General features: G+C 67.0%; 19 protein-coding genes. All 19 read left to right on the top strand.

All coding sequences use genetic code 11. The annotated features are described in order from the left end of the window. Positions 1 to 164 precede the first annotated feature (164 nt). The gene (locus R1L06_RS03160; protein ID WP_154353600.1) at positions 165 to 383 is read left to right on the top strand and encodes a hypothetical protein; all 219 of its coding nucleotides are present in this window, start codon (positions 165 to 167) and stop codon (positions 381 to 383) included. Then, positions 383 to 1,081, top strand: a complete 699-nt coding sequence (locus tag R1L06_RS03165; protein ID WP_317216896.1) for a fimbrial biogenesis chaperone — start codon at positions 383 to 385, stop codon at positions 1,079 to 1,081. The genes R1L06_RS03160 and R1L06_RS03165 overlap by 1 nt, the downstream gene beginning before the upstream one ends. A 219-nt stretch (positions 1,082 to 1,300) precedes the next feature. Continuing rightward, a complete protein-coding gene (gene rpsB, locus R1L06_RS03170; RefSeq protein ID WP_005408748.1) occupies positions 1,301 to 2,107 on the top strand; it encodes a 30S ribosomal protein S2 in 807 nt (268 codons plus the stop codon). Positions 2,108 to 2,233: 126 nt separating this feature from the next. After that, positions 2,234 to 3,109, top strand: coding sequence for a translation elongation factor Ts (gene tsf / locus R1L06_RS03175; RefSeq protein WP_032127939.1), 876 nt, complete (start codon positions 2,234 to 2,236; stop codon positions 3,107 to 3,109). A gap of 276 nt (positions 3,110 to 3,385) precedes the next feature. After that, positions 3,386 to 4,924 carry a GGDEF domain-containing protein gene (locus R1L06_RS03180; protein WP_049399536.1) on the top strand — a complete coding sequence of 513 codons (1,539 nt, stop codon included), beginning with the start codon at positions 3,386 to 3,388 and terminating at the stop codon, positions 4,922 to 4,924. A 121-nt stretch (positions 4,925 to 5,045) separates the two neighbouring features. Beyond that, positions 5,046 to 5,774: a UMP kinase gene (gene pyrH, locus R1L06_RS03185; protein ID WP_032127941.1), complete on the top strand. Its 729-nt coding sequence runs from the start codon at positions 5,046 to 5,048 to the stop codon at positions 5,772 to 5,774. A gap of 96 nt (positions 5,775 to 5,870) precedes the next feature. Further along, positions 5,871 to 6,425, top strand: coding sequence for a ribosome recycling factor (gene frr / locus R1L06_RS03190; RefSeq protein ID WP_032127942.1), 555 nt, complete (start codon positions 5,871 to 5,873; stop codon positions 6,423 to 6,425). Between the two features lie 5 nt (positions 6,426 to 6,430). After that, the gene (gene uppS, locus R1L06_RS03195) at positions 6,431 to 7,198 is read left to right on the top strand and encodes a polyprenyl diphosphate synthase (RefSeq protein WP_032127943.1); all 768 of its coding nucleotides are present in this window, start codon (positions 6,431 to 6,433) and stop codon (positions 7,196 to 7,198) included. After that, positions 7,195 to 8,031, top strand: coding sequence for a phosphatidate cytidylyltransferase (locus R1L06_RS03200; RefSeq protein WP_010486331.1), 837 nt, complete (start codon positions 7,195 to 7,197; stop codon positions 8,029 to 8,031). Before uppS ends, R1L06_RS03200 begins: the two co-directional genes overlap by 4 nt. 2 nt (positions 8,032 to 8,033) lie before the next feature. Then, positions 8,034 to 9,224: a 1-deoxy-D-xylulose-5-phosphate reductoisomerase gene (locus tag R1L06_RS03205; RefSeq protein ID WP_279912328.1), complete on the top strand. Its 1,191-nt coding sequence runs from the start codon at positions 8,034 to 8,036 to the stop codon at positions 9,222 to 9,224. A gap of 55 nt (positions 9,225 to 9,279) precedes the next feature. Continuing rightward, positions 9,280 to 10,638, top strand: a complete 1,359-nt coding sequence (gene rseP / locus R1L06_RS03210) for an RIP metalloprotease RseP (protein ID WP_032127946.1) — start codon at positions 9,280 to 9,282, stop codon at positions 10,636 to 10,638. Positions 10,639 to 10,712: 74 nt separating this feature from the next. Further along, positions 10,713 to 13,076 carry an outer membrane protein assembly factor BamA gene (gene bamA / locus R1L06_RS03215; RefSeq protein WP_049463624.1) on the top strand — a complete coding sequence of 788 codons (2,364 nt, stop codon included), beginning with the start codon at positions 10,713 to 10,715 and terminating at the stop codon, positions 13,074 to 13,076. Between the two features lie 384 nt (positions 13,077 to 13,460). Next, positions 13,461 to 14,483 carry a UDP-3-O-(3-hydroxymyristoyl)glucosamine N-acyltransferase gene (gene lpxD / locus R1L06_RS03220; RefSeq protein WP_010486339.1) on the top strand — a complete coding sequence of 341 codons (1,023 nt, stop codon included), beginning with the start codon at positions 13,461 to 13,463 and terminating at the stop codon, positions 14,481 to 14,483. After that, entirely contained in the window at positions 14,480 to 14,938 is a 459-nt protein-coding gene (gene fabZ / locus R1L06_RS03225) for a 3-hydroxyacyl-ACP dehydratase FabZ (RefSeq protein WP_032128326.1), read from the top strand. Before lpxD ends, fabZ begins: the two co-directional genes overlap by 4 nt. Before the next feature lie 16 nt (positions 14,939 to 14,954). Then, positions 14,955 to 15,746: an acyl-ACP--UDP-N-acetylglucosamine O-acyltransferase gene (gene lpxA / locus R1L06_RS03230; protein WP_317216897.1), complete on the top strand. Its 792-nt coding sequence runs from the start codon at positions 14,955 to 14,957 to the stop codon at positions 15,744 to 15,746. Positions 15,747 to 15,799: 53 nt separating this feature from the next. Further along, positions 15,800 to 17,002, top strand: coding sequence for a lipid-A-disaccharide synthase (gene lpxB, locus R1L06_RS03235; RefSeq protein WP_100437555.1), 1,203 nt, complete (start codon positions 15,800 to 15,802; stop codon positions 17,000 to 17,002). After that, positions 16,999 to 17,667, top strand: coding sequence for a ribonuclease HII (gene rnhB, locus R1L06_RS03240; protein ID WP_049399552.1), 669 nt, complete (start codon positions 16,999 to 17,001; stop codon positions 17,665 to 17,667). Before lpxB ends, rnhB begins: the two co-directional genes overlap by 4 nt. 218 nt (positions 17,668 to 17,885) lie before the next feature. Beyond that, a complete protein-coding gene (dnaE, locus tag R1L06_RS03245) occupies positions 17,886 to 21,476 on the top strand; it encodes a DNA polymerase III subunit alpha (RefSeq protein ID WP_317216898.1) in 3,591 nt (1,196 codons plus the stop codon). 64 nt (positions 21,477 to 21,540) lie between these two features. Beyond that, entirely contained in the window at positions 21,541 to 22,410 is an 870-nt protein-coding gene (locus R1L06_RS03250) for a hypothetical protein (RefSeq protein WP_317216899.1), read from the top strand. The last annotated feature ends 22 nt before the right edge of the window (positions 22,411 to 22,432 follow it).

A 22,432-nucleotide genomic window follows, 5' to 3' on the forward strand; every position in this document is an offset into this window, starting at 1 on the left:
GGTTCCGGTAGATCCACGCCGTGCGTGGATGCGCGCATCACTCCTGCGGCAGGACCAGTCGACTGGCAGTCGACCCTACAGATTCGGCCGATCCGGCCGATACCGCGCAACGGGTCCTACAGTACGGTGGATGGCAGGTGGTTCGCGCACTTCTGATCGGGGCGATGCTGGTCGCCAGTATGCCCGCGTGGGCCGATCCCGGCAGCACCTCCCTGCAGATCCGGCTGACTGTGGTCGAGGGCTGCAGCAGTGATGCCGGCAACACCCGATGCGCGGCACCGCACCGGAGCAGCGACGCGCCCGAGCTTCCGCAACAGATCCGCGACCTCGCGCCGCCGGCCGACAGCGACGACGCGGCGCCTGCCGTGACCCTCATCTACTGATGCGCATCCTGCTGAGCCTGCTGGCACTGCTGCTGGCACTGCCCGCTGCGGCGCTGGACCTGGTGCCCACCACCCTGCAGCTGCCCGCCGAAGGGGGGCACGGCGAGCTGTGGCTGTACAACCCCGGGCCCGGCCGCTGGCAGGGCGAGGTTCGGATCCTGGCCTGGGAACAGCAGGTCGATGCGGAAAAGCTGCGGCCCAGCGACCAGATCCTGGCCAGCCCCTCCCGGCTCGACCTCCCGCCCGGCACCCGTCAACGCATCTGGCTGCTGCCTCGGGAGACGTCGCCCGTTGCCGTCGAGCAGGCCTACCGGGTGATCCTGAGCCCCAGCGGACCGGGCCTGCCACGCTACTCGCTGCCCTTGTTCCGGGGGCATGCGACGCCCCTGGCGCGGCCGGACCTGCATGCCGGGATCGAGCCCGGCAGGTCGCAGCCTCTTCTGCGACTGCGCAACGCAGGTTCCGTTCACGCCCGCCTGCACGATCTTGCGTTCGTCGCCGGCGATGGACGCCGCACCCTGCTGCTGCCGGGACTGGCCGGCTACCTGCTGGCGGGCCGGGAACGCCGCTGGGCCCTCCCCGTCCATGCCGACGGCTATGCCGGTGGCCATTTCCAGGCCCGGCTGCAGGACGGCCGCGTGGTCGATCTGACCGCGCCGGACCCGGCAATTGCAGCGAGCGCTCCCAGCGGGCTATAATCGACCGGATTCCTGCCGCCTGCGTGCGCGGGAGACCGTCCACACCGGACGTCACCGGTGAATCCACACCTGCTGCCCCCATCCGTGCCGGGGTGCTCCGCAAGGAGTTCGGCCACGGAGGCAACAGGGAAGCCCAACCCCGGAACCATCCGCGCTTCCACGCGTCCCGCATACCTATCCCGCGGGCGGAATCGCCGGTTCCATATCAGGAGTATTGCAATGCCCCAGGTCACCATGCGTCAGATGCTGGAAGCCGGCGTCCACTTCGGCCACCAGACCCGCTACTGGAACCCGAAGATGGCTCCGTACATCTTCGGCGCCCGCGGCAAGATCCACATCATCAACCTGGAAAAGACCGTCCCGCTGTTCAACGATGCGATGAACTTCATCTCGTCGGTTGCCCAGAAGCGCGGCACCGTCCTGTTCCTGGGCACCAAGCGCAGCGCCCGCGAAACCATCAAGGAAGAAGCCGAGCGTTGCGGCATGCCGTTCATGAACCAGCGTTGGCTGGGCGGCACCCTGACCAACTTCCGTACCGTCAAGCAGTCGGTTGCCCGCCTGAAGGAACTGGAAGCCGGTGAAACCGACGGCACCTTCGAGAAGCTGGTCAAGCACGAAGTGCTGGGCCTGCGTCGCGAGCGCGACAAGCTGGAAGCCTCGCTGGGCGGCATCAAGGACATGAACCGTCTGCCGGACGCCATCTTCGTGATCGACATCGGCCACGAAGACATCGCGATCAAGGAAGCCAAGAAGCTGGGCATCCCGGTCATCGCCGTGGTCGACACCAACTACAACCCGGAACTGGTGGACTACGCCATCCCGGGCAACGACGACGCCATCCGCGCTGTGCAGCTGTACGCCCGCGCCGCTGCCGACGCCGTGCTGGAAGGCAAGGCTGCTGCTCCGCACGCCGCTTCGGTGCGTGAGGAAGAGTTCGCCGAAGCCGCTGCTGAAGGCGAAGAGAAGCCGGCCCGCCGCGCTCCGGCCAAGAAGGCTGCCAAGAAGGGCGACGACGCCCAGGCCTGATCCAGGCCCCGGGGTGGACGCCCGGCGTCCACCCTCCCTGCGCGCAGCCTTTGGCGCGTGACAGGCCCGTGTCACACGGGCCGGCCACCATGCCGGCCCAACCCCTTTCTTTCGTGAGGTAATCCCGTGGAAATCACTGCTTCCCTGGTCAAGGAACTGCGCGAGCGCACCGGCGCCGGCATGATGGAATGCAAGAAGGCTCTCACCGAAGCCAACGGCGACATCAACGCTGCTGCTGAAGCCATGCGCAAGTCCGGCGCTGCCAAGGCCGACAAGAAGGCTGACCGCGTGGCCGCCGAAGGCCGTCTGGGCCTGGCCCAGGATGGCGGCAAGGCCGTGCTGGTCGAAGTCAACTCGGAAACCGACTTCGTCGCCAACGATGACAACTTCAAGTCCTTCGTCAATGCCGTCGCCGCTGCCGCCCTGGCATCGGGCGCCAACGACGTCGAAGCCGTGAAGGCTGCCAAGCTGGCCGATGGCCGCACCGTTGAAGAAGCCCGCGCCACCGCCGTGCAGACCCTGGGTGAAAACATCCAGATCCGTCGCATGGTGAAGGTTGATGGCAACAACACCATCGGCGCCTACGTCCACACCAACGGCAAGGTTGGCGTGCTGGTCGACCTGGTCGGCGGCGACGTCGAGCTGGCCCGTGGCCTGGCCATGCACGTGGCAGCCCTGAAGCCGCCGCACAACAAGGCTGCGGACGTCCCGGCCGAGTTCGTCGAGAAGGAAAAGGAAATCGAGCTGGCCAAGATGTCCGAAAAGGACAAGGCCAAGCCGGCCGAGATCCTGGAAAAGATCATCAGCGGCAAGATCAACAAGATCGTCAGCGACGTGACCCTGTACGGCCAGACCTACGTGCTGGGCGACACCACCGTCGAGCAGGTGGTCAAGGCCGCTGGCGCCGACGTGGCTGGCTTCAAGCTGCTGATCGTCGGCGAAGGCATCGAGAAGGTGGTGGAAGACTACGCCGCTGAAGTTGCCAAGGCGATGCAGGTCTGATTCCAGCCTTCCGGCTGTGAAGCGACCAGAAGGAGCCGCGGGAAACCGCGGCTCTTTTTTTATGTATGGGCCAAGGGATGAACCCATGCCCCATCGGCGGGGGGGGGGGGGGGGGGGGGTGCGCACCGTTGGTGCGCACAACCGGCACCTTTGCGTTGCGCGCGAATCAAGCCGATACTCGGCGCAGGGAATCCACAGTCACATAGCAGGAACGAAAATCGCGGACTGTGATGCATTCCTAGGTATTCTTGTCCCAATGGAATTGAACGACCCGACATGCCTCCCGAGCTGACAGCTGCCCTGGCGCTCTGCCGCAACCTGCCCTCGCCACCCGGTATTGCCCTGCGCATCATCGAGCTGGCCCAGGACCCGGAAGCGGACATCGCCACCGCCGCCGACATCATCGCCATCGACATGGCGCTGAGCGCTCGCATGCTGCGCATCGCCAATTCGCCGCTGTACGCCAGCCGCCGCCGCATCGAGAACCTCGGCCAGGCGCTGACCATGCTCGGCCTGAATGCCACGATCAGCCTCGCCCTCGGCTTCACCGTCACCCAGGGCCTGACCGGTGGCGGCGGTGCCGACCACGACCTGCGCCAGCGCGCGTGGAAGCGCAGCATTCTCAGCGCCCTGGCCGCCAGCCAGCTGGGCCAGGCGCGCGGCCTGCGCCGGCTGGAGGAACTGATGCTGGCCGGGCTGCTGCAGGACCTGGGCGTGCTGTGCCTGGCCCAGGCCGAATCGGAGCGCTACCTGCCACTGCTGCGCGAAGCCCGTGACAATACCGATCTGGTCGCACGCGAGCGCGAGGAACTGGGCTGCAGCCACGCCGATGTCGGCGCCTGGGTGGCCGAACAGTGGGGCCTGCCGCGCTACCTGGTGGAGAGCATCAGCCACAGCGAGGACGACGACGCTGCCGATTCGCCGTTCCAGGCCTGCGTGCAGCTGTCCGGCGCTGTCGCCGACATCTGGCTGGACGAAGACGCCGATGCCGCCCGCGAACGCGCCCTGCACCAGGTGCATGACCGGCTGGAGCTCGACAGCGCCCGTTTCGATCAGGTGCTGACCCGTATCAGCGATGCCCTTCCGGACATCGCCAGCCTGTTCGAGGCCGGCCTGAACTCGCCCTCGCGGGTCCGGGAGCTGATCGACCACGCGCAGGAACTGGCCACCCTGCGCAACCTGCGCGAGCTGCAGGATGCCGATCAGGCACGCCGCCGCGCCGACGAATTCGAGGCGCGGGCCAAGCGCCTGGCCGACCAGGCCCACCGCGACGCCCTGACCGGCGTGCTCAACCGCCGCCAGCTGGAGGCGGTGCTGGAACAGGAGTTCCTGCGCGCCGGGCGCCAGGGCTGGCCGCTGTCGGTGGCCTTCATCGACCTGGACGACTTCAAGAAAATCAATGATGCCCACGGCCACCTGACCGGCGACGAGGTGCTGCGCGCCTTTGCCGGCAAGCTGCAGGGCCAGCTGCGCAACAGCGACACCGTGGCCCGCTTCGGTGGCGAGGAATTCGTCGCGCTGCTGCCCAACACCAGTGAATCGGTGGCGCTGGACGTGATCCGGCGTGTGCTGGCCAACATCGTCGCCACGCCGATGGCCGAGCTGGAGGGAGGCCCGCTGTTCGTCACCTTCTCCGCCGGCGTGGCCACCCAGGGCGGCTACGAACGCTTTGCCGACGTGCAGGACCTGCTGCGCGCAGCCGACGATGTGCTGTACCGCTCGAAGAACCTGGGCCGCAACCGGGTGATCGCCCGCTCCCCCGGCGCCCTCGGCCACGACGAGCTTTCAGCCACCGCCGGCGCCGAGCTGGGCTGAACGGGACGCCCCGCCTGAGCGGGGCGGACGGCAGGATTTCGCGCCGCAGTGCACAAAACACTTTGGCCCAACGCCGCATGCGCGTAGAATCGCCCGCGATTTCCACGCACCCGAGGTCCCCATGTCCAAGCTCGCCTATCGCCGCATCCTTCTGAAACTGTCCGGGGAGGCGCTGATGGGAGATGAGGACTACGGCATCGACCCGAAGATCATCAATCGCCTGGCCCGTGAGGTCATCGAAGCCCAGCAGGCCGGTGCCGAAGTGGCGCTGGTGATCGGCGGCGGCAACATCTTCCGCGGCGCCGGCCTGGCCGCTGGCGGCATGGACCGGGTCACCGGCGACCAGATGGGCATGCTGGCCACGGTCATCAACGCCCTGGCCATGCAGGACGCCCTGGAAAAGCTGGGCGCCAAGGCCCGCGTGATGAGCGCGATCAAGATCAACGACGTGTGCGAGGACTACATCCGCCGCCGCGCCATCCGCCACCTGGAAAAGGGCCGCCTGGTGATTTTCGCCGCCGGCGTCGGCAGCCCGTTCTTCACCACCGACTCCGGCGCCGCGCTGCGTGCGATCGAGATCGGTGCCGACCTGCTGCTGAAGGCCACCAAGGTCGATGGCGTGTACGACAAGGACCCGAACAAGCACAGCGACGCGGTCCGTTTCGACAGCCTGAGCTACGACGAAGTGATCCGCCGCGGCCTGGAAGTGATGGATACCGCGGCCTTCGCACTGGCCCGCGACAGCGACCTGCCGATGCGCGTGTTCGACATGGGCCAGCCGGGCGAGCTGCTGAAGATCCTCAGCGGCGCGAACATCGGCACCCTGGTCCAGGGCCGCGACCCGGCCTGAGCCTGAGCGCCAGGCGAGCTCCGGGCCGATTCTGGCCCGGCAGCGTCCCGTATTCGCCTATAATCGCCCGATTCCAGTTACACCCAGGACCGGGCGATGCTCAACGACATCAAGAACAACGCGCAGACGCGCATGGCCAAGAGCATCGACGCTCTGAAGCACACCCTCACCTCGATCCGCACCGGCCGCGCCACCCCGGCCCTGCTGGACCGCGTCACGGTCAGCGCCTATGGCAACGCCAGCACCCCGCTGAACCAGGTCGCATCGATCTCCAACGCCGACGCCCACTCGCTGCTGGTCACGCCGTTCGACAAGAGCATGATCAAGGAGATCGAAAAGGGTCTCTACAACGCCGAGTTCACCCCGAACACCCTGGGCACCGCGATCCGCATCAACATGCCGCCGCCGACCGAAGAGCGCCGCAAGGAGCTGGCCAAGCAGGTGCAGAAGGAAGGCGAAGGCGCCAAGATCGCGATCCGCAACATCCGTCAGGACGCGAACAAGGAAATCGCCAAGCTGGTCAAGGACAAGGCGATCAGCGAAGACGAGAAGAAGCGCGGTGAGGACGACATCCAGAAGTTGACCGACACCAACATCAAGGACGTCGACAAAGTCGTTGCCGACAAGGAAAAAGAACTGCTGTCGGTCTGAAGTCGATGCCTTCAGTCCCGCCTCCGTTGCCGGCCGCCCTGCCCCGCCACATTGCCATCATCATGGATGGCAATGGACGCTGGGCACAGCAGCGCCGTCGTCCGCGCGTGATCGGCCACCGCGCCGGCGCGCGTGCGGTCAACCGCACCATCGAGCGCTGCCTTGAGCTGGGCATTCCGGCGCTGACCCTGTTCGCGTTTTCCAGCGAGAACTGGGGCCGACCGCAGGAAGAAGTCGATGCGTTGATGAAGCTGTTCCTCGGCGCGCTCGACCGCGAAGTGGACGAGCTGCATCGGCGTGGCGTGCGCGTGCGCTTCATCGGCGAGCGCGAACGCTTCGGTGCCGGGCTGGTCAGCCGCATGCAGCTGGCAGAGCAGCGCACCGCAGACAACACCACCCTGACCCTGTCGATCGCCGCCAGCTACGGTGGCCGCCAGGACATCGCCCGTGCCGCGCGCGCGCTGGCCGCTGAAGTCGCCGCCGGCCGCCTGCTGCCCGAACAGATCGACGAATCGCTGCTGGGCAGCCAGGTCGCCCTGGCCGACCTGCCGCCACCGGACCTGTTCATCCGCACCGGTGGCGACACCCGCATCAGCAACTTCCTGCTGTGGCAGCTGGCGTACACCGAGCTGTGGTTCACCGAGGCGCTGTGGCCAGACTTCGATCCCGCCCTGCTGCAGCAGGCGCTGGACGCCTACGGCAGCCGTGAGCGTCGTTTCGGCCTGACCAGCGCCCAGATCGCCGCACTGGCCACCGAGACTTCCAGCCCATGACCAAGACCCGAGTCCTTGCCGCGCTGATCATGGCGCCGGTCGCCATTGCCGCGATCCTGCTGCTGCCGACCCAATGGCTGGCAGCGGCGGCCGCTGCGGTGCTGCTGATCGGCCTGTGGGAGTGGCTGAAGCTGGCCGGCATCGAAGACACCCTGGCGCGCACCGTGCTGCTGGTACTGAACCTGCTGCTGATGGTGCTGCTGGTGTGGGCCGATGGCAGCACGCTGGTGCTGTTCCAGATCACCACATTGGCCGGTGTTGCCTGGTGGCTGGCGGCGCTGGTCTGGCTGCGCTTCTTCAATTTCGGCGCGCAACCGTCGGCGCCCTCGCGCATCGTGAAGATGCTGGCCGGTACGCTGGCCATCGTTCCGGCCTGGGCCGCGCTCGTGCTGATCCATGCGGGCGGCGATCCGCCGGGCAAGCAGGGCCACCTGTGGCTGCTGGCTGCGCTGGCACTGGTCTGGGCGGCCGATTCGGGCGCCTATTTCGCCGGCCGTCACTTCGGCAAGCACAAGCTGGCCCCGCGCATCAGCCCCAACAAGACCTGGGAAGGCCTGTTCGGCGGCCTGCTGGCCGGTGTCGCCGTGGCCGTCGGCCTGGGCTGGCTGGCCGGCATCGATACCGCACACCTGCCGGGCCTGCTGATCACTTCGGTGGTGGCCGTGTTCGCCTCGGTGCTGGGTGATCTGTTCGAAAGCCTGATCAAGCGCCACGCGGGCGCCAAGGACTCGGGCCACCTGATTCCGGGCCATGGTGGCGTACTCGACCGTGTCGACGGCGTTCTGGCTGCAGTGCCGGTGTTCGCACTCGGCAAGGAAATCTTCGGGTTCTGACCATGAATGCTGTCGCAGACCTGCGCCGGGTCGCCGTATTCGGCGCCACCGGCTCGATCGGTGCCTCCACGCTGGATGTGATCGCCCGCCACCCGCAGCGCTACCAGGCCACCGTGCTGGCCGCCGGTCGTCAGGTGCAGGCGTTGCTGGCACTGTGCCGCCAGCACCGGCCCGCCCACGCGGTGATCGCCGACGAATCGCTGTTCGCTGAGCTGCGCGATGGCCTGCGCGATGCCGGACTGGCCACCGAGGCGCATGCCGGCCATGCCGCGCTGGACCAGCTGGCCGCCAGCGATGCCTGCGACACCGTGGTCGCCGCCATCGTCGGTGCAGCCGGGCTGTCTTCCACCCTGGCCGCCGCCGCCGCGGGCAAGCGCATCCTGCTGGCCAACAAGGAATCGCTGGTGCTGGCCGGTGAGCTGCTGACCCGCACCGCAGAACGCGCCGGCGCCGAGATCATCCCGATCGACAGCGAACACAGCGCGATCTTCCAGTGCCTGCGCTCGCGCGATGCCAGCGTCGATGGCGCCGGCGTGCGCCGCATCCTGCTGACCGCCTCCGGCGGCCCGTTCCGTGGCCGCAGCCGCGCCGAACTGGCCCAGGTCACCCCGGCCCAGGCCGTTGCCCACCCGAAGTGGTCGATGGGGCCGAAGATCTCGGTCGATTCGGCGACGTTGATGAACAAGGGCCTGGAAGTGATCGAGGCCCACCACCTGTTCGGCATCCCCGGAGAGCGCATCGAAGTGCTGGTGCACCCGCAGAGCCTGGTCCACTCGCTGGTCGAGTTCGTGGACGGCTCGACCCTGGCGCAGATGGGCCTGCCGGACATGCGCACCACACTGGCCGTTGGCCTGGGCTGGCCACAACGCATTGAATCGGGCGTATCCGGGCTGGATCTGCTGGCCCAGGGCCGGCTCGATTTCGAGGCCCCGGACACCGACGCCTTCCCCTGCCTGGCCCTGGCCTGGCAGGCGATGCGGGCCGGCGGCACCGCCCCGGCGGTGCTGAACGCTGCCAATGAAGAGGCGGTTTCAGCGTTTCTTCAGGGCCGGATCGGTTTCCTGACCATCCCGGAGCTGGTTGCTAACGCTCTTTCAACACTGCCGACCCAGCCAGCCGATACACTGGAGGTCCTGTTGTCCGCCGACCAGCGGGCACGCCAGCTGACCCTGAACGCCATCGACGCCGCCTGAACGACCGCCTCGCCCAGCATGACGACGCCGCCCCTGCCCGCCACTGTGAGCCTGCATGACTGACTTCATCGGATCGGTCTGGTGGATGATTGTCAGCCTCGGGCTGCTGGTCACGTTCCACGAGTTCGGGCATTACTGGGTCGGGCGCCTGTGCGGGGTCAAGATCCTGCGCTTCTCGGTCGGCTTCGGCCGGCCGCTGTGGTCGCGCCGGGACAGGCACGGCACCGAGTTCGCCATCGCCGCCATCCCGCTGGGTGGCTATGTGAAGTTCCTGGACGAGCGCGAGGTCGAAGTGCACCCGCACGAGCGCGGCCAGGCCTTCAACCACAAGACCGTCTGGCAGCGCATCGCCATCGTCGCCGCCGGACCGATCGCCAACCTGCTGCTGTGCATCCTGCTGCTGTGGGCGATGTTCGTGATCGGCAAGCAGGATTATTCGCCGACCATCGGCCGTGTCAGCGGCATCGCCGCCAGCGCCGGCCTGACCAGCGGCGACCGCGTGCTGCGCGTGGACGAGCGCCCGGTGGTCACCCTCGGCGAGGCCAGCATGGCGCTGACCGCCGCCGCGATGGACCGTCGCGACGTGAAGCTGGAAGTGCTGGACCCGGCCGACCAGGTGCGCGTGCGCAGCCTGCCGCTGTCGCAGCTGCCCCCCGGCTTCGATGAACGGCGCGTGCCGATCCTGGCTGGCCTGTACTGGCAGTCGTGGCTGCAACCGGCGCTGGTCGAGTCGCTCACCGCGGACTCCGTGGTGGCCGGGCAGCTGCAGCCGGGCGATCTGATCGTAGCGATCGACGGCCAGCGCATCGACGGCGCCGACCAGGTCATCGGCGAGATCCAGACGCTGGGCCGCGCCGGCGGCCCGGGCATGATCGAGGTCCTGCGGGGCGGCGAGCGCCTGGCGCTGGAAGTCACCCCGCGCCAGGGCAAGGATTCAAAGGGCGAGCCGATCTGGCAGATCGGCGTGCAGTTCCCGACCTCGTTCAGCCCTCCCTACGACACCCTGCTGCGCTATGGCCCGCTCGACGCGGTCACCGTGGCCGTGCGCGAAACCGGCCGCCTGGCGGCCGATTCGCTGGGCATGATGGGCCGCATCGTCACCGGCAAAGCCTCGCTGCAGAACGTTTCCGGACCCGTCACCATCGCCCGGGTAGCCAACATCTCGGCCAAACGCGGCCTGGACTGGTTCCTGCAGTTCCTTGCCCTGCTGTCACTCAGCCTGTGCATCATCAACCTGTTGCCGATCCCGATCTTGGACGGCGGCCACCTGCTGTATTACCTTATCGAGTTGGTCAAGGGCAGCCCGCTGAGCGAGCGTGCCATCGCCGCCGGCCAGTACATCGGCCTGGCGTTGCTGGCCGGGCTGATGGGGTTGGCGTTCTACAACGACATCCTCGGCCTGGTCCCGCGATGAACTTTTCCACGTTGTTGCCGTCTACAGCGTCGGCATCCCGCACCAATGAAATCGACCTTCCTACCGGACGTGACATGACGCGACTCCCCAATCGCCGCCTGCTGGCCCTCGCCCTCGCCGCCGTCACCGGCGCTCCCGCCCTGGCCCAGGCAGCCGAGCCCTTCACTGTCAGCGACATCCGCGTGGATGGCCTGCAGCGCATCAGCTCGGGCACGGTATTCACCTACCTGCCGGTGGAGCGTGGCGAGACGGTCACCGACAACAAGGTCGGCGAGACCATCCGCGCCCTGTACAAGACCGGCTTCTTCGAAGACGTGCAGCTGGACCGCCAGGGCAGCATCCTGGTGGTGACCGTCAAGGAACGCCCGGCGATCAACAAGCTGACCGTGACCGGCAACAAGGACATCAAGTCCGAGCAGCTGCTCAAGGGCCTGTCCGACATCGGCCTGACCGAGGGCGGCACCTTCGATCGCCTGAGCCTGGACCGCGTGACCCAGGAACTGCGCCGCCAGTACAACGACCGCGGCAAGTACAACGTCGAGATCACCCCGACGGTGAGCCCGCTGGACCGCAACCGCGTGGACATCGCGATCGCCATCAAGGAAGGCAAGGCGGCCAAGATCCGTCACGTCAACCTGGTCGGCACCGAGAAGTTCGAGAGCAAGGACATCCTGGAGACCTGGGAGTCCAAGGAGCACAACTGGGCATCGTGGTACCGCCGTGACGACCAGTACTCCAAGGAAAAGCTGTCCGGCGACCTGGAAAAGCTCAATTCCTGGTACCTCGACCGCGGCTATGTCGACTTCAGCATTGATTCGACCCAGGTGTCGATCAGCCCCGACAAGCGCGACATGTTCCTCACCGCCGGCGTGACCGAAGGTGCGCAGTACAAGATCTCCGAGATCAAGGTCAGCGGCGACACGATCCTTCCGCAGGAGGACGTCGAGCGCATGGTGATCCAGAAGTCCGGCGACACGTTCTCGCGTGCGCTGCTGGAATTCAGCTCGGACACCATCACCAACTCGCTGTCCAACATCGGCTACGCGTTCGCCAAGGTGAACCCGATCCCGACCACCAACCGCCCCGAGCAGACCGTGGCGATCAACATGCAGGTCGTGCCCGGCCCGCGCGTGTCGGTGCGTCGCATCCTGTTCCGTGGCAACACGCGTACGTCCGACGAAGTGATGCGTCGCGAAATGCGCCAGTTCGAGAACAGCTGGTACTCGCAGGCCGCGATCGACCGCTCCAAGATCCGCCTGCAGCGCCTGGGCTACTTCGAGTCGGTGGATGTTGAAACCCCGGCCGTAAGCGGCAGCAACGACCAGGTCGACGTCGTCTACAACGTCAAGGAAACCACGTCCGGCAGCTTCGTGTTCGGCCTGGGCTACTCGCAGTCCTACGGCATGACCACCTCGGTGCAGCTGTCGCAGAACAACTTCCTCGGCGGCGGCAACCGCGTGTCGGTCGAAGCCTCGCGCAGCAGCTACCTGCAGCGCTACGGCTTCAGCTACACCAACCCGTACTTCACCGATGACGGCGTGTCGCTGGGCTACAACCTGTCCTGGCGCGAACTGGACTACTCCGACTTCAACACCGCGCAGTACAACAGCACCAATGGTTCGGCGCAGGTGGTGTTCGGCGTGCCGATCACCGAGACCGATACCGTCTCGCTGATGTTCGGCATCGACAGCAACCAGATCACCACCTACCAGGGCTCGACCCCGCAGTCGATCATCGACTACATCAACGCCGTCGGTAGGCGCACGTTCCATGCCTGGCGCACCGAGCTGGGCTGGGCGCGTGACTCGCGCAACGACTACTTCATGCCGACCCGCGGTACCTACCAGCGCATCGGCCTGGAAACCACGCTGCCGGGTTCGACCATCGAGTACTACAAGCTGAACTACCAGATCAGCAAGTACTGGCCGATCATGCCGTCGCTGGTGATCAACACCCGTGCCGAAGTGGGCTACGGCGATGCCTATGGCAACGACTACACCCGCACGCTGACCAACCCGGACGGCACCACCCGTACGGTGACCGCCAGCGGCCTGCCGTTCTTCGAGAACTTCTACGCCGGCGGTACCAACTCGGTGCGCGGCTTCGAAGACAACACCCTCGGCCCGCGCGAAGTCACCAACGGCTACCCGGAAGGCCAGCCGCTGGGTGGTTCGCTGAAGACCGTCGGTTCGGTCGAAGCCTACTTCCCGCGCCTGTTCGACAGCCCGTCGGCACGCGTGTCCGCCTTCGTCGACTTCGGTAACGTCTACAACGGCACCAAGAACTTCAAGGCCAACGAACTGCGCGTGTCCACCGGTGTGGCCCTGCTGTGGCGCGCCCCGGTCGGCCCGATCTCGATCAGCTACGCCTTCCCGCTGAAGAAGGAAGACGATGACAAGATCGAACGTCTGCAATTCACGTTCGGTGGCCAGTTCTGAGGAACGTCGTTCCTCAGAACTGATCCACCTCCGGTGAATTGCCCGCGCATTTCACCTATCCCCCGCGCCGCTGGCGCGCCCCCCCTTAACAAAGGGGGGCTCTCCACCAGACGGGGTACGAAGCGCCGGGCATTGCCCGGCGTTTTCGTTGAGGCAGATGTCACTGCAGGGGACAGGCTTTTGGCCGCGCTCGCAGGAAACTGTCCAGAGGCGGCGGGTGGCCCTGGACAGGACCGTTGGCGCCATGGATGGCGCCATCGAGCACCATGGAGGGGCTTTTGCGTGTCCTGGCCAGGGCCACCCGCCGCCTCCCGCTCCTACCAGGCAGGCGCCAAGCCTTCGCCCCCGCATGACCGCAATGCCGTCACACGTTAAACTCCCGCCGTGAATACTCCCACCTACACCGCCCAGCAACTCGCCGAGCAGTTCGGCCTGCAGGTCCACGGCGACCCCGCCACCGCCATCCATGGCGTGGCCACCCTCGCCCATGCCGGTCCTGGCCAGCTGACCTTCCTCGCCAACCCGCGCTACCGCGCCCAGCTGGCCGACAGCCAGGCCTCGCTGGTAGTCCTGCGTGCCGACGACGCCGAGGCCGCCCCCGGCGCCGCGCTCGTGGCCAAGGACCCGTACACCACCTTCGCCAAGATCGCCGCGCTGTTCGACATCGCGCCGACGCGCCCGCCGGGCATCCACCCCAGCGCCGTCATCGATCCCAGCGCGCAGGTCGCCGCCAGCGCGCATATCGGCCCGTTCGTCTCCGTCGGCGCACGCAGCGTGGTCGGCGAAAACTGCATCATCGGCACCGGCAGCGTGATCGGCGAAGACTGCAGCCTGGACAACGGCTGCGAGCTGATCGCGCGGGTCACCCTGGTCACCCGGGTCAAGCTCGGCAAGCGGGTTCGTGTGCATCCCGGTGCCGTGCTCGGCGCCGATGGCTTCGGCCTGGCCATGGACGCCGGCAAGTGGATCAAGGTGCCGCAGCTCGGCGGTGTGCGCATCGGCGATGACTGCGAGATCGGCGCCAACACCTGCGTCGACCGTGGTGCGCTGGAAGACACCGTGCTGGACGAAGACGTGCGCCTGGACAACCTGGTGCAGATCGCGCACAACGTGCAGATCGGTGCGCACTCGGCCATCGCCGGCTGCACCGGCATCGCCGGCAGCGCCAAGATCGGCCGCTACTGCCTGCTCGGCGGCCACGTCGGCGTGGTCGGCCACCTCGAGATCTGCGACAAGGTCGTGATCACCGGCAAGTCCGTGGTCCGCAATTCCATCCATGAGCCGGGCGAGTACTCGTCCGGCACCCCGTTGACCGACAACCGCACGTGGCGCAAGAACGCCGCGCGCTTCAAGCAGCTGGACGCATTGGCTCGCCGCGTCCTGGCTGCTGGCAAGGAGAAAGAATGAACGACACGCTGCAGCTTCCGATCGACGTCTGCCAGATCCAGGAACTGCTCCCGCACCGCTACCCGTTCCTGCTGGTGGACCGGGTGCTTGAGCTCGACATCGACGCCAAGCGCATCCTTGCGCAGAAGAACGTCAGCATCAACGAGCCGTTCTTCCAGGGCCACTTCCCGGGCCGCCCGATCATGCCCGGCGTACTGATCATCGAAGCGCTGGCGCAGGCCGGTGGCGTGATGACCCAGCTCACGCTCGGCCGTGACTCGCAGTCCAAGCTGTTCTACATGGTCAAGGTGGAAAACGCCCGCTTCAACAAGCAGGTCGTTCCCGGCGACGTGCTGATGCTGGATGTGCAGATGAAGCGCCTGATCCGCAACATGGGCTGGTACTACGGCGAAGCCAAGGTCAACGGTGAAGTCGTTGCCTCGGCCGAAGTCATGTGCGCCGGCGCCAAGGGCTGATCCACTGGAGGCAGGAATGACTGACAACGCACCGCGGATCCACCCGACCGCCGTCATCGATCCGGCCGCGCGCCTGGCCGATGACGTCCAGGTGGGCGCGTTCACCCTGATCGGTGCCGATGTGGAAATCGGTGCCGGCACGGTGATCGGCCCCCACTGCAGCATCCACGGCCCGACGAAGATCGGCCGCGACAACCGCTTCATCGGCCACGCAGCCGTCGGTGGCGAACCGCAGGACAAGAAGTATGCAGGGGAGCGCACCGAGCTGGTGATCGGCGACCGCAATGTGTTCCGCGAGTTCGTCACGCTGAACCGTGGCACCGGCGGCGGCGGCAGCATCACCACCATCGGCGACGACAACTGGATGCTGGCCTACACGCACGTGGCGCATGACTGCCATGTCGGCAACTTCTGCGTGTTCTCCAACAACACCACCCTGGCCGGCCACGTGACCGTGGGTGACTACGTGATCATCAGCGGCTTCGCCGGGGCCCACCAGTTCTGCCGCATCGGTGCGCATGCCTTCCTCGGCATGGGCGCGCTGACCAATGGCGATGTACCGCCGTTCACCATGGTCGGCACCGATTCGTTGGGCCGCCCGCGCGGCATCAACAGCGAAGGCCTGAAACGCCGCGGCTTCGACGCCGAGCGCATTTCCGCCATCAAGCGTGCCTACCGCACGCTGTACGTGGCGGGCCTGCCACTGGCCGAAGCCAAGGTGCAGCTGACCGAACAGGCGCGCGACAGCGATGACGTGAAGGCCATGCTGGACTTCATCGAGCACGCCGAGAGGCCCTTGCTGCGATGAGCAGCACGACCGGCCAGGCGCCGGCCGGCGCCGCCGTGATTCCGCTGGCCTCGATGGCCGGCAGCGTCCCCGCGCAGCGGGTGCTCAGCGAGCGCCCGTTGCGGATCGCACTGGTGGCCGGTGAGGCCTCCGGTGATCTGCTGGGTGCGGGCCTGGTGCGCGAGCTGAAGGCACGCTTTCCGAATGCCGAATTCGCCGGCATCGGTGGCGATGCCATGCGCAGCGCCGGCTGCCTGACCTGGCACGATGCCAGCGAGCTGGCGGTGATGGGCCTGACCGAAGTACTGCGCCACCTGCCACGCCTGCTCAAACTGCGTTCCGCGTTTCGCCAGCGTGCACTGGAATGGCAGCCGGACGTGTTCATCGGCATCGACGCGCCCGACTTCAACCTGGGCATCGAACGCTGGCTGAAGCAGCGCGGCGTGCGCACCGTGCATTACGTGAGCCCCTCGGTCTGGGCCTGGCGCGAGAAGCGCGCCGAGAAGATCGGCAGCAGCGCCGACCTGGTGCTGTGCCTGTTCCCGATGGAACCCCCGATCTATGCCAAGCACGGCATCGACGCACGCTTCGTTGGCCATCCGATGGCCGATGACATCCCCCTGCAGGGCAACCGCGAGGAAGCGCGCGCAGCGCTTGGCCTGCCGACGTCGGCCAAGGTGCTGGCGGTGTTGCCAGGCAGCCGCCTGGGCGAAATCTCGCGCCTCGGTGAACCCTTCTTCGAAGCCGCCTGGCAGGTCTCCGAGCGCATCCCCGGCCTGCACGTGGTGGTGCCTGCCGCCAACCCCGCATGCAAGCGGCTGATCGAAGAGCAGCTGTCGCGCTCGGCGCTGCCGGTCGCGTACTCGCATGTGCTCGACGGCCAGGCGCGCAACGCCATGATCGCGGCCGACGTGGTGGTGCTGGCGTCCGGTACCGCGACCCTGGAGGCCATGCTGGTGAAGCGGCCGATGGTGGTCGGCTACCGTGTCAACGAGCTGACCTACCGTCTGGTCAAGGCATTCGGCCTGATCAAGGTCGACCGCTTTGCCCTGCCCAACATCCTGGCCGGCCAGGACCTGGCACCGGAGCTGATGCAGCATGACTGCACGCCGGACAAGCTGGCTGCGGCCATCCAGCAATGGTTCGACCACCCGCAGCGGGTGACCGACCTGCAGGACACCTATGCCCGCCTGCATGAGCGCCTGCGCCGCAATGCGTCGGCACGTGCCGCCGACGCCGTCGGCGAGCTGCTGATGCGCGACCAGGCCCAGGCATGAGCCGCCGCTACGCCGCAGCGGCCAGCCTGACCCTGTTCGATGGCGCGGCGGTGGTCGAGCCGGAGCGCCTGGTCGCCGGCGTCGACGAAGCCGGTCGTGGCCCGCTGGCCGGGCCGGTCGCGGTGGCGGCCGTGGTGTTCGACCCGGCACGGCCGCGCATCAACGGCCTGGACGATTCCAAGCAGCTGACCGCGGCGCGCCGCGAGCAGCTGCATGACCGCATCATCGAGCGCGCCCTGGCCTGGCATGTGGTGCTGGTGGACGTGGACACCATCGACCGTCTGAACATCTACCAGGCCACCCTGCAGGGCATGCGCGACGTGGTCGCAGCGGTCGCCCACGTGGCCGGCTTCGCGCGCATCGATGGCAACGTGGTGCCCAAGGGTCTGGTACTGCCGGCGCAGGCGCTGGTCGGCGGCGATGGCATCGACCGCGCGATCATGGCCGCCTCGATCCTGGCCAAGGTCTCGCGCGACCGCTACATGCAGGAGGTGCATGCCCGCCATCCGCAGTACGGCTTCGAGCAGCACAAGGGCTACGGCACCCCGGCCCACCTGGCCGCCCTGCGCGAGCACGGCCCCTGCGTGGAGCACCGGCGCAGCTTCGCCCCGGTGCGCGAGTGCCTGGAAACAGCCCCAGCCCCCGCGATCACAGCCATCGCTTGAACAACGGCTGCCGGGTATCGTCCGGCGCTTTCACGGCAATGTGAACGCCTCCGCTGGCGCCGGGCCATGCCCGGCGACATTCGCGCAATCGGCGCACCGTCAAGTCCTTGTCGCTTCCCCCTGCCCTCGCTACCCTGACCGGGCACTCCAGCGCATCCCGACCCCGGCGACGATCTTCCGTCAGCACCCGGGGCCCGCGCGCTCCAACCTGGTCCGGCATGTCCAACTCCCGCTTCGTACATCTCCACGTCCACACCGAGTTCTCGCTGGCGGACTCGACCATCCGCGTGCCGGCCAAGCCCGACCAGGCGGACCCGAAGAAGGCCAAGCAGGCCAACCTGCTGTCGCGCTCGGTCGAGCTCGGCCTGCCCGCGCTGGCGGTGACCGACCTCAACAACCTGTTCGCCCTGGTCAAGTTCTACAAGGCCGCCGAAGGCGTGGGCATCAAGCCGATCGCGGGCGCCGACGTACTGATCGCCGAGGAAGGCCAGGACCCGTGGCGGATGACCCTGCTGTGCCGCGATCGCGAAGGCTACCTGAGCCTGTCGCGGCTGCTGACCCGCGCCTGGATGGAAGGTCATCGTCCGGAAGGCGGCGTGGCCGTGCACCCGGACTGGTTGAAGGCCGGCAACGCCAACCTGTTCGCGCTGGCCGGCCGGCAGAGCCTGGCCGGGCGCCTGGCGTTGGACGGCAAGCATGAACTGGCCGAGCAGCAGCTGGCCGACTGGCAGCGCGTGTTCGGCGATGGCCTGCACCTGGAGCTGACCCGCACCGGCCGCGAGGGCGAGGAAACCTTCAACCAGTTCGCGCTGATGGCGGCCGGCCAGCGTGGCCTGCCGGTGGTGGCCAGCAACGACGTACGCTTCCTGTCGCCGACGGATTTCAGCGCGCACGAAGCGCGCGTGTGCATTTCCACCGGCCGCGTGCTGGACGACCCCAAGCGCCCGCGCGAATACAGCGACCAGCAGTACCTGAAGTCTGCCGAGGAGATGTGCGCGCTGTTCGCCGACATCCCCGATGCGATCGACAACACGCTGGCGCTGGCCGAGCGCTGCAACATCGAGATGCGGCTGGGCACCTACTTCCTGCCCAACTACCCGGTGCCGGACGACGAGACCCTGGACACCTGGATCCAGAAGATGTCGCGCGATGGCCTGGAAGAGCGCCTGGAGAAGAATCCACTGGCGCCGGGCAAGACCCGCGAAGAGTATTTCGAGCGCCTGGAGTTCGAGCTCAACACCATCATCAAGATGGGCTTCCCGGGCTACTTCCTGATCGTGGCCGACTTCATCCAGTGGGGCAAGAACCAGGGAATTCCGATCGGCCCCGGCCGTGGTTCGGGTGCCGGTTCGCTGGTGGCCTGGGCGCTGAAGATCACCGATCTGGATCCGCTGCCGTACAACCTGCTGTTCGAGCGCTTCCTCAATCCGGAACGCGTGTCGATGCCCGACTTCGACATCGACTTCTGCATGGACCGCCGCGACGAGGTGATCGACTACGTCGCGCGCAAGTACGGGCGCGAGCGCGTCAGCCAGATCATCACCTACGGCACCATGGCCGCCAAGGCGGTGGTGCGCGACTCCGGCCGCGTGCTCGGTTTCCCGTACGGCCTGGTCGACGGCGTCTCCAAGCTGATCCCGAACATCCTCGGCATCCACCTGAAGGATGCGCTGGGCAAGGGCAAGGAAGGCCCGAGCTCGGAAATGGCGTCGGCCGAACTGATCCAGCGCTACGAGACCGAGGACGATGTCCGCGACCTGATCGATCTGGCGCTGCAGCTGGAAGACCTGACCCGCAACGCCGGCAAGCACGCCGGTGGCGTGGTGATCGGGCCCGAACCGCTGAGCGAGTTCTGCCCGCTGTACGCCGAACACGACGAGAACGGACTCGGCAAGAACCCGGTCACCCAGTTCGACAAGAACGACGTGGAAGAAGTGGGCCTGGTGAAGTTCGACTTCCTCGGCCTGCGCACGCTGACCATCATCGACTGGGCGGTGAAGGCGATCAACAAGCGCCATGAGCGCGCCGGCATCCCGCCGGTGGACATCGCCGCGATCCCGCTCGACGACACGCCCACCTACAAGGACATCTTCGCCAACGGCAATACCGGCGCGGTGTTCCAGTTCGAATCCTCGGGCATGCGCCGCCTGCTGAAGGACGCACGCCCCGACCGCTTCGAAGACCTGATCGCGCTGGTGTCGCTGTACCGACCCGGCCCGATGGACCTGATTCCGTCCTTCAACGCGCGTAAGCACGGCCAGGAAGAAATCATCTATCCCGATCCGCGCACCGAAGCGATCCTGAAGGACACCTACGGCATCATGGTGTACCAGGAGCAGGTGATGCAGATGGCGCAGATCGTCGGCGGCTACTCGCTGGGCGGCGCCGACCTGCTGCGCCGCGCGATGGGCAAGAAGGTGCCGGCCGAAATGGCGAAGCACCGCGAGATCTTCCGCGAAGGTGCGGCCAAGGACGGTGTGGACGAAGCCAAGGCCGATGCGATCTTCGACCTGATGGAGAAGTTCGCCGGTTACGGCTTCAACAAGTCGCACGCCGCTGCCTATGCACTGGTCAGCTACCAGACCGCGTGGCTGAAGCGCCACTACCCGGCTGAGTTCATGGCGGCCACGCTGTCCTCGGACCTGGACAATACCGAGAAGGTGGTCGGCTTCCTGGACGAAGTGCGCAACCTCGGCCTGACCGTGCTGCCGCCGAAGGTGAACCACTCGGCCTTCATGTTCGAAGCCGTCACCCCGGACACCATCCAGTACGGTCTGGGCGCGATCAAGGGCGTCGGCCAGGGTGCCTGCGAAGCGGTGGTGGACGAGCGCCTGAAGGGTGGCGACTACAAGGACCTGCTCGACTTCTGCACCCGCGTCGGATCGGCCAAGCTCAACCGGCGCACGCTGGAAGCGATGATCAACTGCGGCGCACTGGATGAGCTCGGGCATAACCGCGCCTCGCTGATGCTGCAGCTGCCGGAAGTGATCAAGGCCACCGACCAGATGGCGCGCGAACGTGCGTCCGGGCAGAACTCGCTGTTCGGTGGCCCCGACCCGAGCGCGACCACGATCCAGCTGGACCTGCCCGAAGCCGAGGAATGGCCGCTGCTGCAGCGCCTGAACGGCGAGCGCGACACGCTGGGCTTCTACCTCAGCGGCCACCCGTTCGATCCCTGGCGCGACGACGTGCGCGACCTGGTCGGCAACGACCTGGGCTCGGTGGAGAAGATCTGGAGCGCCAACAGCGGTGGCGGTGGCGGCGGCGAAAAGCGCTGGCGCCCGGAAGTACAGACCGTGCTGGCCGGCCAGGTGGTCGGCGTGCGCCGCAAGGGTGAGAGCCAGATCTTCATCCAGCTCGAGGACGGCCGTGGCCGCGTCGAGTGCAGCGCGTTCTCCGACGCGATGGCCGAGTTCGGCCACCTGATGACCAAGGACCGCATCCTGGTGGTCAAGGGTGGCCTGCGCGAGGACGAATTCAATGGTGGCTTCGCGCTGCGCATCCGCCAGTGCTGGGACTTCGACGAAGTCTGCGCCAACTACGCCACCCGGCTGTCGCTGCGCCTGGACCTGCGCCAGCAGCGCCCGGTCTGGGAACGCATTGATGCGCTGCTCGACCGCCATCGCCCCGGCCGCACGCCGCTGCGCCTGGATCTGCTGCTGAAGGGTCCGCAGGGCGGTGTCGCCGGCATGCTCGATGTGTCCGGGCAGAGCGCGGTACGCATCGATTCCAAGCTGATGGAGGCGCTGCGCGCCGACCCGGCCGTGCGCACCCTGAAGGTGCGCTACAGCCCGCCGTGGGCCAGCTGAAGCTGGCTCCCTGGTTTTGCTGAAACCCCTGCTTTCCCGTTCCATGTATCAAGGACGATTGCCGATGAAGACCCTGCTGTTCCCGTTCGCCGCCGCGCTGGCCCTGGCCGCCTGTTCGCCCTCGAAGGTCGAGTTCCAGATCGACAACCCGACCGACACGCCGCTGGCACTGAGCATCGATGGCAAGGACCTGCCGGTGGCCGCACAGGGCTCGCGCCCGATTTCGCTGGCCGTCGGCGAGCATCGCCTGCACACCGAAAAGCTCGGCGACGTGCGCTTCATCGTCTACGTCGACGGTCGTGGCGGGCTGATCAACCCGACCCTGAGCGAGTACGTGGTCGCCCGCGAGATCTATGTCACCGACGAGAGCAAGCTGAAGAACTTCGGCACCGGCAAGGCCGGCATCGAGCTGGGCGGCGTCGACTTCGAAGGCCCGTTCGAAAAGAGCCACGAACTGTTCATCGAGAAGACCTGGACCTACGGCGTGCGCGAGCCCTTCCCGAAGGAAAAGGTGGTGGCCCATGTCGATTCCAGCGGCGGCCAGATCGTGGCCAAGGTGTTCACGGCCCCGGATTTCATCGCCTACGTCGAGGAAGGCATGGGCGAACCCGGTGCATTCAAGCGCGAACAGCCGGCCGGCTACGTGGCCCCGGCATTCAGCCTGGAACCGGCCCCGGCCAGCCTGCCGGCGCTGGACCCCGCCTTCGAGGCGCACGCCGCGCCGCTGCGCGAGGTCTATGCGCGCTGGCTGAAGGCCACCACCGCCGATGAACAGAAGGCCCTGCGCAAGCAGGACTTCGCCGCGCAGATGGCCTTCACCTCGGCCACCGCCACCCTGGGCAGCGGGCTGGGCCGGGAGGCCAACGAGGCCTACAACGACTTCGTTTCCCAGCGCAGCCAGCTGATGGGCCGCAGCGCCCTGGTGGTGCCCTGAGCTGACTGGCGCCCCCTGCCCG

Origin of the sequence: Stenotrophomonas mexicanensis (assembly GCF_032911605.1) — a bacterium.
Lineage (GTDB): Bacteria > Pseudomonadota > Gammaproteobacteria > Xanthomonadales > Xanthomonadaceae > Stenotrophomonas > Stenotrophomonas maltophilia_A.

Bases quoted from the DNA above. Each gene is read 5' to 3' on its own strand.
- R1L06_RS03160 (WP_154353600.1), top strand. From the start codon at position 165: ATGCTGGTCGCCAGTATGCCCGCGTGGGCCGATCCCGGCAGCACCTCC.
- R1L06_RS03165 (WP_317216896.1), top strand. From the start codon at position 383: ATGCGCATCCTGCTGAGCCTGCTGGCACTGCTGCTGGCACTGCCCGCT.
- rpsB (WP_005408748.1), top strand. From the start codon at position 1,301: ATGCCCCAGGTCACCATGCGTCAGATGCTGGAAGCCGGCGTCCACTTC.
- R1L06_RS03180 (WP_049399536.1), top strand. From the start codon at position 3,386: ATGCCTCCCGAGCTGACAGCTGCCCTGGCGCTCTGCCGCAACCTGCCC.
- pyrH (WP_032127941.1), top strand. From the start codon at position 5,046: ATGTCCAAGCTCGCCTATCGCCGCATCCTTCTGAAACTGTCCGGGGAG.
- frr (WP_032127942.1), top strand. From the start codon at position 5,871: ATGCTCAACGACATCAAGAACAACGCGCAGACGCGCATGGCCAAGAGC.
- uppS (WP_032127943.1), top strand. From the start codon at position 6,431: ATGCCTTCAGTCCCGCCTCCGTTGCCGGCCGCCCTGCCCCGCCACATT.
- R1L06_RS03200 (WP_010486331.1), top strand. From the start codon at position 7,195: ATGACCAAGACCCGAGTCCTTGCCGCGCTGATCATGGCGCCGGTCGCC.
- R1L06_RS03205 (WP_279912328.1), top strand. From the start codon at position 8,034: ATGAATGCTGTCGCAGACCTGCGCCGGGTCGCCGTATTCGGCGCCACC.
- rseP (WP_032127946.1), top strand. From the start codon at position 9,280: ATGACTGACTTCATCGGATCGGTCTGGTGGATGATTGTCAGCCTCGGG.
- bamA (WP_049463624.1), top strand. From the start codon at position 10,713: ATGACGCGACTCCCCAATCGCCGCCTGCTGGCCCTCGCCCTCGCCGCC.
- fabZ (WP_032128326.1), top strand. From the start codon at position 14,480: ATGAACGACACGCTGCAGCTTCCGATCGACGTCTGCCAGATCCAGGAA.
- lpxA (WP_317216897.1), top strand. From the start codon at position 14,955: ATGACTGACAACGCACCGCGGATCCACCCGACCGCCGTCATCGATCCG.
- lpxB (WP_100437555.1), top strand. From the start codon at position 15,800: ATGGCCGGCAGCGTCCCCGCGCAGCGGGTGCTCAGCGAGCGCCCGTTG.
- rnhB (WP_049399552.1), top strand. From the start codon at position 16,999: ATGAGCCGCCGCTACGCCGCAGCGGCCAGCCTGACCCTGTTCGATGGC.
- dnaE (WP_317216898.1), top strand. From the start codon at position 17,886: ATGTCCAACTCCCGCTTCGTACATCTCCACGTCCACACCGAGTTCTCG.
- R1L06_RS03250 (WP_317216899.1), top strand. From the start codon at position 21,541: ATGAAGACCCTGCTGTTCCCGTTCGCCGCCGCGCTGGCCCTGGCCGCC.